Annotated in this window: 10 protein-coding genes; 9 read left to right on the forward strand and 1 reads right to left on the reverse strand. The window is 37.7% G+C overall.

Annotated features, from left to right (window positions below; all coding sequences use genetic code 11):
- Positions 1-169 precede the first annotated feature (169 nt).
- The 3 genes from BR73_RS0112785 (at position 170) to BR73_RS0112795 (ending at position 4,944) form a co-directional block, all read left to right on the forward strand.
- Positions 170-1,426, forward strand: coding sequence for an Nramp family divalent metal transporter (locus tag BR73_RS0112785; RefSeq protein ID WP_033165833.1), 1,257 nt, complete (start codon positions 170-172; stop codon positions 1,424-1,426).
- Positions 1,427-2,081: 655 nt separating this feature from the next.
- Positions 2,082-3,263: a serine hydrolase domain-containing protein gene (locus BR73_RS0112790; protein ID WP_033165834.1), complete on the forward strand. Its 1,182-nt coding sequence runs from the start codon at positions 2,082-2,084 to the stop codon at positions 3,261-3,263.
- 697 nt (positions 3,264-3,960) lie between these two features.
- Entirely contained in the window at positions 3,961-4,944 is a 984-nt protein-coding gene (locus BR73_RS0112795) for a D-isomer specific 2-hydroxyacid dehydrogenase family protein (RefSeq protein WP_033165835.1), read from the forward strand.
- A 52-nt stretch (positions 4,945-4,996) separates the two neighbouring features.
- Here the strand turns inward: BR73_RS0112795 and BR73_RS0112800 are convergent, their stop codons facing one another.
- Positions 4,997-6,571: a helix-turn-helix transcriptional regulator gene (locus BR73_RS0112800; protein WP_033165836.1), complete on the reverse strand. Its 1,575-nt coding sequence runs from the start codon at positions 6,569-6,571 to the stop codon at positions 4,997-4,999.
- 315 nt (positions 6,572-6,886) lie between these two features.
- On the opposite strand from BR73_RS0112800, the gene BR73_RS0112805 reads away from it, so the two are divergent.
- From BR73_RS0112805 to BR73_RS0112830, 6 genes are all read left to right on the forward strand, one after another.
- A complete protein-coding gene (locus tag BR73_RS0112805) occupies positions 6,887-8,887 on the forward strand; it encodes a methyl-accepting chemotaxis protein (RefSeq protein WP_051685188.1) in 2,001 nt (666 codons plus the stop codon).
- A gap of 875 nt (positions 8,888-9,762) precedes the next feature.
- The gene (locus BR73_RS0112810; protein ID WP_033165837.1) at positions 9,763-10,521 is read left to right on the forward strand and encodes a radical SAM protein; all 759 of its coding nucleotides are present in this window, start codon (positions 9,763-9,765) and stop codon (positions 10,519-10,521) included.
- 393 nt (positions 10,522-10,914) lie between these two features.
- Complete coding sequence (locus tag BR73_RS0112815; RefSeq protein ID WP_033165838.1) at positions 10,915-11,280, forward strand: GntR family transcriptional regulator; 366 nt, start codon at positions 10,915-10,917, stop codon at positions 11,278-11,280.
- 1 nt (position 11,281) lies between these two features.
- Entirely contained in the window at positions 11,282-12,184 is a 903-nt protein-coding gene (locus BR73_RS0112820; protein ID WP_033165839.1) for an ABC transporter ATP-binding protein, read from the forward strand.
- Positions 12,159-14,279 (forward strand): DUF6449 domain-containing protein, encoded by a 2,121-nt coding sequence (locus BR73_RS0112825; RefSeq protein ID WP_033165840.1) that lies wholly within the window; start codon positions 12,159-12,161, stop codon positions 14,277-14,279. Before BR73_RS0112820 ends, BR73_RS0112825 begins: the two co-directional genes overlap by 26 nt.
- A 135-nt stretch (positions 14,280-14,414) precedes the next feature.
- Positions 14,415-15,530 (forward strand): GerMN domain-containing protein, encoded by a 1,116-nt coding sequence (locus BR73_RS0112830; RefSeq protein WP_033165841.1) that lies wholly within the window; start codon positions 14,415-14,417, stop codon positions 15,528-15,530.
- Positions 15,531-15,560 lie beyond the last annotated feature (30 nt).

Here is a 15,560-nt window from a genome sequence, read left to right on the forward strand (position 1 = left end):
AAAGAACGAAAGCTAAATATATACAGTTATAACTGTATTATAGGTTAATGATAGCTATAGTCAAGAGTAATTTTAAACACATTATTCAGAAGAAGGATTGACATTAACCTTACGGAGGATTAAATTAGTCATAGATTCCCGTGACATATAGAAAAGAGGCGTAAGAAACATGAAAATCAAGAATTTATTGAATACAAAGGGGCATAAGCCTTCCTTTGGATTAAAGGAATTGCTGGGATATATCGGCCCGGGACTATTGGTTACCGTAGGGTTTATCGATCCGGGAAACTGGGCTTCCAATATAGCAGCAGGTTCTGATTATGGATACAAGTTATTATGGATGGTTACCTTATCTACCATAATGCTGATTCTTCTGCAGCATAATGTTGCTCACCTTGGTATTGTTACCGGCGACTGTCTGTCGGAAGCTGCCAACAGGCATTTAAAGCCCTGGTTGTCAAAAACAGTACTTTCCACTGCTTTGGTGGCTGCTATCTCTACGGCCATGGCAGAAATCTTAGGTGGTGCAATTGCACTCAATCTGTTATTTCGTGTTCCGGTTAAAGCAGGAGCGGTAATCATATTAGCAGTAATTCTTCTGCTGTTATATTCCAACTCCTATAAAAAGCTTGAAAAAGTTATAGTAGGTTTTGTATCCATTATCGGTATATCCTTTCTATATGAATTAAATGTGGTACATATCAGCTGGGGAGAAGCTGTCAGGGGATGGACAGTCATACAGTTTCCCCATGGCTCCATGCCTGTTATTATGGCTGTATTAGGTGCAGTTGTCATGCCCCATAATCTATTTCTTCATTCGGAAATCATACAGAGCAGGCAGTGGAACTTAGAGGAAGATGCAGTAATAAAAAGACAGCTGCGTTATGAATTTCTGGATACTTTATTCTCCATGATAATCGGGTGGGCAATTAACAGCGCAATGATTATACTTGCAGCTACTACTTTCTTTTCCCAGAGAATCAAGGTAGATGAGCTTGGTCAGGCACAGCAGATGCTGGTGCCTCTGGTTGGAAGCTTTGCAGCCGTGCTATTTGGTGTGGCCTTATTGTTTGCGGGGATATCTTCTACTATGACAGCCGGAATGGCAGGGGGAACCATATTTGCGGGGATGTTCGGTGAACCGTATGATATCAGGGACAGACACACTAAAATTGGAGTTGCAGGCATACTGGCACTTGCGGCCGTAGTTATATTTCTGATACAGGACCCTTTTAAAGGATTGGTGTACAGTCAGATGCTGTTAAGTGTTCAGCTGCCGATTACTGTAATTACACAGGTTTACCTGACTTCCTCAAAGAAGGTAATGGGGAAATACAAGAATAGTCTTTTGAATAATATTGTATTGTGGTCAATTGCTTTTGTACTGACGGTTTTGAATGTAATGCTGCTGGTAAGTTATTTGTAAAAGGGAAGTTAATGGGAGTATTTTAGGAGTGATATAATAGGGAGGTTATTTAAAGGGGACGGCAATTGTATAAAATAGATAAAATTCATGCGATCATTCCAATGTATAAGAAGTCCTGATTTCTCTGAAGCTTTTGTGCTGGGCATATCCACAAACAGATAACTCGCTTGCGCTCAGACAATCTGTTTGTGGATATAGCACAAAAGCTTCAGAGAAAAGGACTTCTAATACATTTCCATAGGCGCATGAATTTTTTCTATTTTATACAACTGCCTGAAATTTAATTAAAGCAATGTTGTTTGTACTGCTTGATATTTTATTAGAATTCTTATTTATTTATAAATATTTATAAATATATTTGCGATAAATATATTTGCGATAAATATATTTATAAAAAATCCTATTAATAATAAAAAAATCTTATAAACAGGAGATTCGATTATTTACAGGGTGTTAAGTCAGAGTGGTATATAGGGGATGAACTTAATGACCATATCATTTGGATACTTCATTTTACCGGAGATAATATTGTTGCAATAAATAGAAGGCAAAGTTATAATTCTATGTAGTAACAGAAGGGTTTTACAGCTAAATAACAGACTCATTGGTTATTAGTGTAAATCCGAAACAATAGAAGAGAAGAGGATTATGGATTATGTTTGGTGAAACAGAAACCTTACAGGTAAAGAAGGCCATCTTAAAAGCAATCGAAAAGAAGGAAATCGCAGGTGGAAACCTGTTAATTGTAAAAGGTGGTAAGGAGATCTTCTATCATGAAGACGGATTAGCATCCATTGAAGAAAATCGTCCTGTGAAAAGAGACACTATCTTCAGACTGTATTCCATGTCAAAGCCTGTAACGGCTGTGGCAGCAATGATTTTAGTTGAGAGAGGGGAACTTGACCTCTATGAATCCGTGGGTAAGTATCTTGAGGGATTCCGCAATCAGATGGTTGATGACAACGGAACTCTTGTTAAGGCTGAAAGTGAGGTTACGGTTAAGGATTTATTGAATATGACCTCGGGGCTGCTCTACGGGGGAGATAATCTGGCAGGAATAGCTACCAGCAAGGTATTTGCTGAAATTGACGAAAAGTTATTTACCGACAATGCCCTCAGTACCATAGAGATTGCGAATAAACTCGGCAATTGCCCTTTGGCTTATCATCCTGGCTCCTTCTTTAGCTATGGTACCAGTGCAGATGTTTTAGGTGCAGTTATTGAAGTTGTCAGCGGAATGCCTTTTGGTGAATTCCTGGAGAAGGAGATTTTTAGGCCTCTTGGCATGAAGGATACCGGTTTTTATGTACCGGAGGAGAAGAGGAACAGACTGGTATGTACATATGGAACTGATGGAGCGGGTGGATTAACCCTTTATACGGATAATAATCTGGGGATTATTCAGCAGATGGATCGAAAACCTGCTTTTGAATCCGGCGGTGCGGGACTGGTATCAACAATAGATGATTACGCAAAGTTTACAGCAATGTTAATGAAGGGCGGCACCTATGAGGGAGTTCAGATACTCAGAAAAAGAACCGTTGAGTATCTCACCACCAAGACTTTGAATGAAGTGCAGTACGAAGGGCTTGTTTCCTGGGCAACCTTAGAAGGTCACAGTTATGGAAATCTTATGAGGGTAATGACAGATACCACAAAAGCCGGAACCATTGGAAGTCCCGGAGAATATGGCTGGGATGGCTGGCTTGGCTGTTATTTCACCAATTGTCCCGCTGATGATCTTACAATCTTGTTCATGATACAGAAGAAAGACGCCGGAACCATGGAGATTACAAGGAAATTGCGTAATATCATTATCAGCAGCTGTAGTGAATAATTATTATAGAAATTTACTTAAGATAATTTAATCGCAAATTTAATTAGTATATATTTCTTTTTATATAATAATATTGAATCAAATATCAAAACCCTGCTTCCATCCGATTTCAGGCGAATTGTACAAACCAGAAAGAACGAATGCGCCTATGGAAAGGTATTAGAAGTCCTTTTCTCTGAGTATTTTGTGCTATAATGTAAAACAGATTGTTTGAGCGCAGCGAGTTATCTGTTTTGCATTATGACAAGCACAAAATATTCAGAGAATTAGGACTTCTTATACCTTGGAATTGAAGCAGGAGTTCTTTCTGGTTTGTACGATTTGCCGTCCCCTTGCGATAAGCTAACCATATACCCACAAATTAAATGTTGAAATAAAATAAAATCCATGTATAATGAAGTTATAAAAATTATAAAGGGTGATTCCTTTGATCTATTCCATTAGAAAAATTAATAAAGTTGTATTTCATTAAGACGGGCCAAAACAGCCCGTCTTTCTTTTTGGCTTTAACTCGGTAAAGGAGTTAACATTTCACAACCTAATTTGTGCTTGCAGCCCAACATCTGCGGGCTAAAGGAAACATGGTAAAGAGTGAGAGAAAATACAGGATTGAAAGGCTGCCACATTAAGCTTCTTTCACTCTCTTTTATCTGTGGCAGTATCGCTGGTATAACAGGGATATGCAATTGGTGTAAATATGAAGATAGCAGTATTTGAACTTAGACAGGACGAGAAAAAGAAGCTGGAGGATTTAAAGGGGAGGCATGGGCTGGAGCTGGTCACCACTGGGAAAGCCTTAAGCAAACAAACCTTAAAGCTGGCGGCTGGCTGTGAAGGCGTAACAATACTAGGCAGAAGCAAACTGGATAAAGGATTGCTTCTAGGACTGAAAAATCTGGGGGTCAGATATATATCCACAAGAACGGTTGGTTATAATCACATTGACGTGGCATATGGAAAAGAAATCGGACTAAAGATGTGTAATGCCGGTTATCCGCCCAAAGGCGTTGCTGAATTTGCGGTTATGCTCATGCTTCTAACTTTAAGAAACTACAAACCTGCCATGTGGAGGCAAAATGTGAATGACTATTCACTGCAGGGACTTACCGGGCAGGAACTTGGCAACCAGACTGTGGGTATTATCGGAACCGGTTGTATCGGCCTGGAGGTGATTAAACTCCTGTCAGGCTTTGGCTGTAAAATCATAGCCTATAATCGAACTGAAAGAGAAGAACTGAAAAAATACGTAGAATATGTTTCTCTTGAGGAGCTTTACAGGATTTCTGATATTATCTCCCTCCATGTTCCTTTGACAGAGGAAAACAGGTATTTCATTAATAAAAAGGCAATTAGCAGTATGAAGACAGGAGTTATCTTAATCAATACGGCGAGAGGTGAATTGGTGGATATAGAAGCCCTTACCGAAGGTATAGAATCTCAGAAAATCGGAGCACTTGGGCTCGATGTTTTTGAGAAAGAGGAAGGAATCTACCATGCTGACAGAAAAAACGATATATTAAAAAACAGGGATATGGTGTACTTAAGACAATTTCCCAATGTTGTAATGACGCAGCATATGGCTTTCTATACCAGAGCTAATATTGACAGTATGATGACCTGGGGTATTGAAGGAATATTAGAATTACACCGGACCGGCAGCTGCAGCCAGGAAATTGGATAAAATGGTAAATTATAAGAACAGGCTAAGGGATGTGTAATCCATTAGCCTGTTCTTACAGAAGGAAATGCTTTATATGAGTGTTAAGCCAGGTTATTAAGGCAGCTTTATCTTTGTTTAACGGAGATATCTCCGACCACATATTTTGAAAATACATTTCAACGGATTTAACCATTAATGGTTCTGTTACAATTCCTTTAAGGTTGTCCTTGGAACCAGGCATTTCAAAGCATAATGTTCCATTCCCTTTCAGTGAAAAATAGAGGTGCTTTTCATTTACAGACAGGGTATTATCATATAGAACAGCTATTTCATAATTTTCTGATTTTCTTAGAAAGTCTATAAAATTCTCAAAGAATTGGAGAATATCCTGTCTATCCAGTTCTGCTTTCAGTATTCCGATTTCTGTATAAACAGACAGTATCCTGGTGGATATAATATGTAATAACAGCTCAGCTTCAAATATATTACGGTAAATGATATTTGCATTGTTACGCTTTAATTCTTTGAGGTTATTGGTATAGAGTTCCACAATTTGCTTGCTGCTTGCTGGTGGGATGTTATTTATGGTTAGGATTTTCTTTAGTATGGGAAGCGGAACGAACAAACTTAAACCGTAGTTATAATTTAACAGCAGAGTGCTGTATTTATTGACGGCAAATAACTGTTTTATAAACTGAGGAGTTTGAGTGTCATTACAGTAAGTGAACAGCTCTTCCATACGGTTCTCAGCTAGATGATGACTATAATCGGAATAAATCTCAATAGCTGATTTATTAACCAAATAAAAACAAGTCTCCACCAGGGATTCAGATTGAGTTGGAAAGCAGGATAAAGCAGCAACGCCTGTAATAACACACATATCTCTTTCCAAAGAAATCAAATTAACCGGCGAATAAAGGAGGCGAACTCTTCCTGTTGCGATAACAGGAAACAGGAAGAGGATAAAGTCTGTATTTTGTTTCAGATTCAGGCTGAGTTTTAAGGAAATAACAATTTGCCAACCGTTTAAAGCTGCTTTCTTCAGATTTTCTCTCAATTCCAATAATATATCATTATTGGAAACGTCCCTGTTGGAATATAAATTATTTAAAATTGTTATGTATATAATACGTTTCCCGGTTGCTTTCTTTGATCTGCTGGCCTTTTCAAATAGCAGGCTTATGGTTGTGAGTATATTTTCTGTGCCTATTATAATTCTGTCTTCCGGGGAAAAGGAAAGGGAAGGATCTTTTAAGGTATTGCTGTTAAGGGACAGGGGAGACTCTTCCGTTTGTGCTTTCTCTGTCTTATTATTGTTTTTCTTTTTTTCCAGGCTGACACCTTGAGATTCCAGAAGCATTTTTTTTATTTTTTCTTTTACTGATATATCATGAACCAGGTTGAAGGAAAAATGCCGGTATAATTCTTCTATCCGCTCCAGTTGAACTGTGTTCATTGTATATCTGGATAAATATTCTGCAATATTTTCTATATACAAAGTATTATAGGAAGGGACCCTGACCTCATGCACCCAGCGGTTAACAAGGGAACTATCCACGTTCAATGCTTTGGCCAGCCGATTCATACTGATGTCTAACACCGCCAGTAGTGATTTCAGGCATTTGCCAAAAGTCATATCATTCGCCATATAAAAACCTTCCTTCAACAAAAAATCTTAAGTTCTGTTTTAAAAAGTAATGCCATCATAAGAAGGTTGAATAGTCTTCGTTATGGTGGCATATTTTTTGTTCTATTCCTGTGCGATTATCCTTACCTATTCTAGCCTCTGGGGTATTCTTTGTCAAGGGAATAACAGGCATACTATTATCAGTTGGATAAACTGTCAATGCCAGGTCAATGACAAAATGTTATAAATAGTACCAAATATTACAAATTATTAATATAATTATCAAAAATACTTTTAATATGACAAGAAAAATATACATAAAAGGAGGCTAACATATTGAAAAAGCTAGTTATTAAAAGCATCAAGACAAAGTTAATTTTAAACTATACAATCTTAATTATTGTTTCATGTACCACCTTGGGATTCATGGCTGTAAATGTTGCAAAAAGCCTTATTATCAAAGAGGCCGAAAAATCACTGGAAGCGCTTGCTGTTGAAGGAGCCAAGGTAGAAAGCGGCAGATTTGAAAATCTGACCACATCCCTTCAAGCAATGTCCAGGGTTCCTGCCATAAATGGGAACAGTACAGAACAGCAGGAGTATTTGAAAGATGAACAGGAAAATAGTGATTTTATCAGACTTGGTATTATTTGCCCAGAGGGTGTTCTGACCTATGAGGATGGTACTGTTGTTAATCTGGAACCTGACAGTTCCTTCCGTAAGGCTATAACAGCCGGTGAGCTTGAGATTGATTTTAAGGAAGATTCCGTAACCGGAGAGCAGTTGCTGTATGTTATGGTTCCTATTATAAAAGCAGGGAAACCGGAAGGCGGCATTTTAGGTGTTGCTGAAGGTGGCACCTTAAGTACAATGGTTAAGGATATAGCCTATGGAGCGAATGGCTATGCTTACATTATAAACGAAATGGGAACGATTATAGGGCATCCCGATGAAAGCATGGTAAAGGATAAATTTACTCCCGTACTCCAGTCAGAAACAGATAATAGTCTGAAATCGTTGGCCGCCTTCTTCCAGTCAGCTCTCAGCCATAAGACAGGAGTGGATTCCTATGCTTACAATGGAAGAATCATACATAGCGGTTATGCCGCCATTGAGGGTACGGACTGGATCTTTGTTATGGCTTCTCCTCAAAGTGATTTCCTGGCAGAACTACCTTTATTATATAAACTGATGTTTATCATCATCTTAATTATCGTGGCTGTAAGTATGGCAATATCTTATATAATAGGTAAGACAATAACAAAGCCGATAATCACGGCTGTTGAATATTCTTCTAAAATTGCAGAATTGGACCTTACGCAGAACGTACCGGCTGGGTTATTAAGCAAAGAAGACGAGACTGGAAAATTGGCAAGAGCTATGCAAAATATAGGGGAGAGGCTAAGGTACGTCATAAAGGATATCCATCTTGCAGCGCAGGATATGTCCGCTGCCTCTGAGGAATTGATGGCAACCTCAGAAGAGACAGCAGCCTCCTCTCAGCAGATTAACAGGACCATCGAAGGGATATCAGATGAAGCAGCCAATCAGGCAGGTATTACCAAAGAAGGTAATCAGAAGGCAGAATTGTTAAAATCAAGTATCAGTCAGGTAATGACCAGTATTAATAATGTAAATCAAACTTCTGTAAGAATTACCAAAGTGGTCGAGGAAGGTGTCACAGAAATACAGCAGCTGGATGGCATTACTGTTGCTGCAGCAAAAGCCCTTATGGAAATCTATGAGGTAATCATAAAATCCAATGACAGCTCGGTCAAGATAGACAAAGCCAGTAACGTTATCAAGGAAATAGCAGCCCAGACCAGTCTGCTTTCCTTAAATGCTTCCATTGAAGCAGCCAGAGCAGGAGAAGCCGGAAAGGGATTTTCCGTAGTAGCAGAAGAAATAAAGAAGCTTTCTGAAGAATCAGCAGATTCAACAAATCAGATATCTGAAATTGTTCAAGAACTCCAGAACAATACCGATAATGCGGTAAAAACCATGGCAAAAGTCAAAGAGATCTTTGACGAACAGAAAAAGAGTGTGGAAAGCAACCGGCTTAAATACAGCAGCATAGCAGAGGAGATGGAACATTCCAAAACAGCTGTTAAGTATTTAAAGACTTCAGAAGCAGATATGGATATCGCTACAAAGGATATTAGGAGCGTAATACAACAGCTTGAAAGTATTGCACAGGAGAATAAAACTGCTTGTGAACAGGCAGCGGCAGCTATGGAGGAACAGAGTGCTTCGGTGGAAGAAATAGCTGGTGCTGGAAGCAGTTTATCTGATTTGGCGCAGAAGTTAAATGAATTGGTGAATCAATTTAAGGTGTAATAGGGATGGTTGGGGAACGGGGGTTTTTCAAAAGGGGACGGCAAATTGTGCAAAACAGAAGAACTCTTGCTTCGATTTCAAGGTATAAGAAGTCCTAATTCTCTGACTGTTTTATGCTTGGCATATTATAAAACGGATAACTCGCTGCGCTCAAACAATCCGTTTTATAATATAGCATAAAATAGCCAGAGAAAAGGACTTCTAATACCTTTCCATAGGCGCATTCGTTCTCCTGTTTTGCACAATTTGCCTGAACTCGCATTACTTGAACTCATTGCGTGGACTTGTATCGGAACTCACATTACATGAACTTGCATTGCAGAACATGCATTTGTATGAACTTGTATTACCGGATTTCATTTTGCAAGGAAAGAGCTGGAATAATAATGAGAAACGCTACAGCCCAGTATTTATAAAGGGTGTAGCGTTTTGTTTTTGGGAGTGATTCTAGTTTGATTTTAAATTATAAATACTTGATTATTTCACGAGCTTTTTTTCTGGTTATTTCATTTCTTAAATCGCAATCATGCTCCTCGATATGATAACCAAGAAGATGATAAACTTCCTGTTATGAGCAATACATTAGCTAAAACACTTATAAAAATTGTACGAAAAAAAATGTTAAAGGTTTAATTTAAGTATTGGAGAAACCTGGATGTTGATATATAATGTATTATATTATAGTGAGTTTATCTATGCAATATTAACACGGAAGGAAAAATCAGGTGAGAAAACGAAATAACTACTCGGTGCAGTTCTAAAACTGGCAGCAGATTGTATCGAGGTTAATTGCTGGATTTGCTGATGTTGTCAGAACTGCATCATTTAAGAATGTAAAAAGTTATTAAATATTTTTGATAGTGAGGCAGTTAATAATGAATGAATATTTCAAGAATTTAAATAGAATTGAGTTTGTAGTAACAATGGCATGTACAGGCCGTTGTAAGCATTGTTCCCAAGGTGAACATCATTCTTTTAGAGAACATATTAATGGTGATTATGTCTCAAAAACGATAAAAGATATATGTTCCAATTATCAGATACAATCTTTAATGACATTTGGAGGAGAACCATTGTTATATCCAGAGGATGTTTGTAAGATTCATGCAGCTGCAACTGAGGCCGGAATACGCCAAAGGGAAATGATTACGAATGGGTTCTTTAGCAAAAGTAAAGAAAGAATAAAGGAAGTTGCGCACATGTTAGCCGAAAGTGGTTTGAATTATATCATGCTTTCGGTGGATGCATTCCATGAGGAAACAATACCTTTAGAGTTTGTGAGATTCTTTGCTGATTGCGCAAGAGATGAGGGGATATTGATTAAGCTTCATCCCGCATGGCTTGTGAGCAAAGAGGATGATAATCAATATAATAAAAAGACAAGAGAGATTCTTTCAAAATTTACGGAAAAGGGATTTGCGGTGTCATCAGGCAATGTTATTTGGCCTGAAGGAAATGCGAAGAAATATTTAAGTGAGTATTTCGATGAAAATATAGAGTATGTTAATCCGTATGATGATGATTCAAGAGATATCTGGTCACTCTGTTTTAACCCTAACGGAGATGTTCTGAATGGAAACATATATAAAAATTGTATTTTGGATATACTAAAATCATACTCAAGTGAGGTTTGAATACTTATTTTGAGATAATAAGATGACAGGATTCTGTATAAGAACGAGGGTGTGTAATCTACACACCCTTTTTTGCGGTAGCGAGTATAAAAATCGGAAAAATTTAAGTGGAATGAAGATTTTTAGGAAATTTTGAGATATCTAAAAAAGATTCTATTAGAATGCTACCTACTGCTTATTACGAAAGGGCTGTTGAATCAAATCAATTATAGAAACAATTTTACCCATGAAGTAGAGGGAGTATTGTCTTAGAAAATGTGCTCAGATTTACACTACGATTATAATAATATAAATTCTAATAGAAGCTGATTGACAACGGGCTTCTATTTAATTATACTAAGTGTATTAATAGTAATAGTACACTTAGTGTGACTAAGCAGAAAGGAGAGCCTTATGATAATTATTGACTACAAAGATCGCAGGCCAATATATGAGCAGGTGGAAGAACGATTTCAGGACTTAATTTTAAAAGGTGGGTTAAAACCTCAGGAACAGCTTCCTTCCGTTCGCAATCTTGCAATAGAACTGTCAATAAATCCGAATACCATACAGCGAGCCTATATGGAATTGGAACGAAAGGGCTTTATCTATACGGTTAAGGGAAGAGGCAGCTTTATATCAGATACGGAGCATCTGCTGGATGTTAAGAAGAATGAGCTTATAGAGGATTTACATCTTTTTCTAAAGGAAGCTAAGGACTTGGGGATTGGAAAAGAACAAATAATATATAAAATTGAAGAAGTGTATAAGGAGGGATAAAATGATAGAGTCAAATAACTTAACCAAACGGTTTGATACCATAAAAGCTGTAGATAATATAACAGCCGTTATCAAGGAAGGGGAAGTATTTGGGCTGGTAGGAACCAACGGAGCCGGAAAGAGTACCTTTCTTCGAATGGTTGCCGGAGTAATTAAACCTGATGAAGGAACAATTAAAATCGACGGATATCCGGTCTTTGAAAATCTGGAGGCCAAAAGGCTTGTTTTCTACATTTCTGATGACACTTACTTTTTTAGTAACAGCACACCGAAGGACTTAAGAAATTACTATAAGGTTATTTATCCGGCTTTTGATACTGTTCGTTTTGAAGAACTGGTAAATCAATTCGGTTTGGATATGAATAGAAAGATAAATACCTTTTCTAAAGGTATGAAGAAACAGCTTACGGTTTTATGCGGTATCTGCTCCGGTACGAAATACCTTCTCTGCGATGAGACCTTTGACGGCCTTGATCCGGTAATGCGGCAGGCTGTTAAGAGTCTGTTTGCAAGAGAAATCTCCGAAAGGGGGATGACACCGGTTATTGCCTCTCATAATTTAAGGGAACTTGAAGATATCTGTGACCATGTAGGCTTGCTTCACAAAGGCGGTATTCTGTTATCAAAGGATCTCTTTGATATGAAACTCAGCATTCATAAAATTCAATGTGTATTTAAGGAAGAAACACCCATCCATGAAATTCTGACTGACATAGAGATTATCAAAGCTGAGAAGAGAGGATCCCTTCATACGATTACAGCCAGAGGAAACAGAGAAGAAATTATAGCTAAAATCGAGAGAAAGAATCCCGTGTTCTCAGAGGTTCTTCCTTTATCGCTGGAAGAAATATTTATAAGTGAGACGGAGGTGGCAGGTTATGATATCAAGAAACTCATTTTTTAATTTGCAAAAAGAAGATTTTAAGAGAAGATTGTGGTCGGCAGCCTTGTCTTTACTCGTGTTCTTCCTTCTTGGACCGGTATTACTGGCTTTAACCATAGAGGGCTTTTCCGATAGATTAAATGAACAGGTTACCAGGAATTATATTCTGCAGTCTATGGCTCCCGGATATGCCTTACATTTTTTTATTGCTATAATTGGAGCACTTATTTGCGCATATAGCGGATTTTTCTATCTTCATTCCAAAAAGAAGGTTGATTTTTACCACAGTATGCCGGTAAAAAGAGAGAAATTATTTGCGGTTCAATTTGTGGACGGAATTTTATTGTATCTGATTCCATACGTGTTTAATATGCTGTTATGTTATATCGTATTGTTTGCAAGAAGTTATATGGGGATGGATGTTCTTATAAGCAGCCTCCAGGCGCTCGGAATGAATCTGCTTTATTTTATCTTGATATATACGATTACAATTATAGCTGTTATGCTTACTGGTAACGGAGTGGTTAGTATACTTGGCACCTGTGTTTTTCTGGCATACGGACCATTGTTAATGTTGGTTCGGAGTATGTATTACAGCAGTTTTTTTGATACTTTTATAGAAAATAATCTGACAGACAGAAATATATTGGTGTTTTTATCTCCTATCGGTAAATACATTGAGAGGACAATACAGCTTCGCAGAGGAGATACTGATGGTTTTGGCCGAAGTATATTCTTTACAATGGTCGTAATATTGCTGTTAGTTGCTCTGGCTCTGTTCCTTTATAAAAAACGCCCCTCTGAAGCAGCTGGAAAGGCAATGGCCTTTGAACTTGCAAAACCAATTATAAAATTCCTGATGCTGGTACCTGTTTCCCTGGCAGGCGGACTGATCTTTATGCAGGTATCCAGTATGAATACTGACGGCTGGCTGATTTTTGGTCTGATACTTGTCTTCATCGTTTTTGGTGCAATCGTAGAAATTATCTATCAGTTTGACCTGAAGAAGGCCTTTGCACATAAAAAAGGGCTTGCAGCAGCGGCTGGTACTGTTATTCTGATTGTATGTATTTTCCGATTTGATATATTTCACTATGATACCTATATACCTGGTAAAGACAAGGTTGAATCTATGAGCATTTGGATCTCCGGACTTGACAGTGATAAGGGATATGTGCAAATTAGTGAAGACGGTTTAACATATGATTATTACTATAATAATTTTGACTATCAGCAAAAATATATGCGGATAAAATCCTTTGATGCAGCCTATGAAATAGCAAAACTTGGTATTCAAGGCGTAGATAAAGAACTGACAGCAGATACAAAAGGAACCTACAGCGTTCAGGTTGCCTACCAACTGAAAAATGGGAAAAATGTAACTCGTAATTATCAGTTTGTTCAGGATAATAATTTATCACTGCTTTCTGAGCTTTATACAAATAAAGAGTTCAAGACCGGTTATTATCCTATTTATCAATGGAAGAGTTCTTCTATATCCAGAGTTTCCGTGTATACATCTCTGGAGGATAAGCGTCTGACTCTTACGAAGGAGGAAATAGCTAATCTACTGGATATCTATCGAAATGAGCTGACTTCACTCTCTCTTGAAGATATTCAGGTAAATAAACCAGTAGCGACTCTTAGACTGGGTCTTGCGAATGAACGGGAATTTGATTATTTTATACTCCCCAGCTTTACCGAAACACTTAAATTCCTGGAGGAACATGGATTTAAGGCAGACGGAACAATAAAAGCTGAACAGGTTAAGAAAGTAATTGTATCTGACAGAACCAAGGGATATGATTCTGCTATGGAAGTTTATGAGAAAGAACAATTATATAATAGTGATGATAACATTTATGTAGATGAAAACAATTATATATATGAAGAGAAGACAAAAATACAGGAAATATTGGATAAAGCAATACCTTCAAATTATTTGAACAGCTATAGTCTATTGTTTAATCCGGAATATAATCTGGAGGTTAATATTGTATTAGGTGTTGATGAATATGGTAATGAAACCTATGCTTACAGCTATTTTTCCAAAGATAATATACCGGATTTTATTTTAAAAGACACCGGTTATAAGCCAGAGTCAGGAAAAAATTAACATAAAAATTCCTTTAAGTGTTTTAATTTATAAAATATGGTATAATACTAGAGTGGGGAAGAAGCTTCTCCGCTCTGGTTTTATATAACGCATCTTTTAGTGTATGTTTAAGGGAAAGGAAACAGGTGATTTAATATGACGAAAAAGAAAACCTCAATCATTTTCATATTACTGTGTATGGTAGTATTATTATCAGCCTGCAAAGGAAAAGAAGACGAGAATAATAGTCCGGCTCAGGAAGGCAAGGTTACAGAGACAGTAACACCCACAGCCAGCGAGGAAGAGGTATCGGTGACTCCGGAGGTTACGGAAGCAGCACCGGCAACAGAGGCTTCCATAAGTGATTATTTTCCTTTCCGGGAAAACAAACAGTATTTCTACGAAGGAGAAGGAAATGAATATGCCTCTTTCTGGAACTATCCGGATTATCAGGATAAGGACAGCAAAAGACTGCAGCTGCGTACAGACAATGGGGGAACAGAAGTAGTTCAGGTTCTGGAAATTAGTAATGGCACATTGGCTGTTATAACATCAAAGGAAGAGAGTTATTACAGAGACAACCTGCTGCAATACAACAGTGATAAAGATCCGGAAATTTTGTTAAAAGAACCCCTTGTAAAAGGAACTGAATGGACTTTAACCGACGGAAGAAAACGTTATATCTCTGAAACCGGCAAAAATATCAGCACTCCTTATGGGGACTATGACACAATTGAGGTTACAACAGAAGAATCCGAGGGTTCTACAAAAGAATATTATGCAAAGGACATCGGATTATTAAAAAGAGTATATACCAGTGCTGACAGCAGTATGACAGTAACATCGGTACTTAAGGAAATAAAAGAAACACCCCTGATTCAGAAAATTACAGTATACTATCCGGATATTGACAAAGAGCAGATAGAGGAATCCAAATCCATAAGCTATCAGACAAATGATATTACGAGACTTAAGATGCAGGAGCTGTTCAGGGAGAAATATAATGATAATATGGGCTTAATCAGTGAAAATACGAAAATAAACAGCCTGTATAAGGGAGAGGACGGCGTTGTTTATGTGGATTTTTCAGGTGAATTCGTTACGGAAATGAATGCGGGAGTAGCTTTTGAATCCTATATTCTGCGAGCAGTAGCAGATACTCTTGGGACATATTATGACGCAGGTGAAGTATACCTGACTGTGAATCAGAAGCCTTACGAATCCGGGCATGTGCTGATGGAAGAAGGAGAGACCTTAAAGGTTAACCGGTAAATATCAGTAAAGTATAAGAACTGCGATAGA

The sequence above is a fragment of the Clostridium sp. KNHs205 genome, assembly GCF_000702945.1.
GTDB lineage: Bacteria > Bacillota > Clostridia > Lachnospirales > Lachnospiraceae > Anaerocolumna.

Coding starts and splice junctions, on each gene's coding strand:
- BR73_RS0112785 (WP_033165833.1), top strand. CDS start 170: ATGAAAATCAAGAATTTATTGAATACAAAGGGGCATAAGCCTTCCTTT.
- BR73_RS0112790 (WP_033165834.1), top strand. CDS start 2,082: ATGTTTGGTGAAACAGAAACCTTACAGGTAAAGAAGGCCATCTTAAAA.
- BR73_RS0112795 (WP_033165835.1), top strand. CDS start 3,961: ATGAAGATAGCAGTATTTGAACTTAGACAGGACGAGAAAAAGAAGCTG.
- BR73_RS0112800 (WP_033165836.1), bottom strand. CDS start 6,571: ATGGCGAATGATATGACTTTTGGCAAATGCCTGAAATCACTACTGGCG.
- BR73_RS0112810 (WP_033165837.1), top strand. CDS start 9,763: ATGAATGAATATTTCAAGAATTTAAATAGAATTGAGTTTGTAGTAACA.
- BR73_RS0112815 (WP_033165838.1), top strand. CDS start 10,915: ATGATAATTATTGACTACAAAGATCGCAGGCCAATATATGAGCAGGTG.
- BR73_RS0112820 (WP_033165839.1), top strand. CDS start 11,282: ATGATAGAGTCAAATAACTTAACCAAACGGTTTGATACCATAAAAGCT.
- BR73_RS0112825 (WP_033165840.1), top strand. CDS start 12,159: ATGATATCAAGAAACTCATTTTTTAATTTGCAAAAAGAAGATTTTAAG.
- BR73_RS0112830 (WP_033165841.1), top strand. CDS start 14,415: ATGACGAAAAAGAAAACCTCAATCATTTTCATATTACTGTGTATGGTA.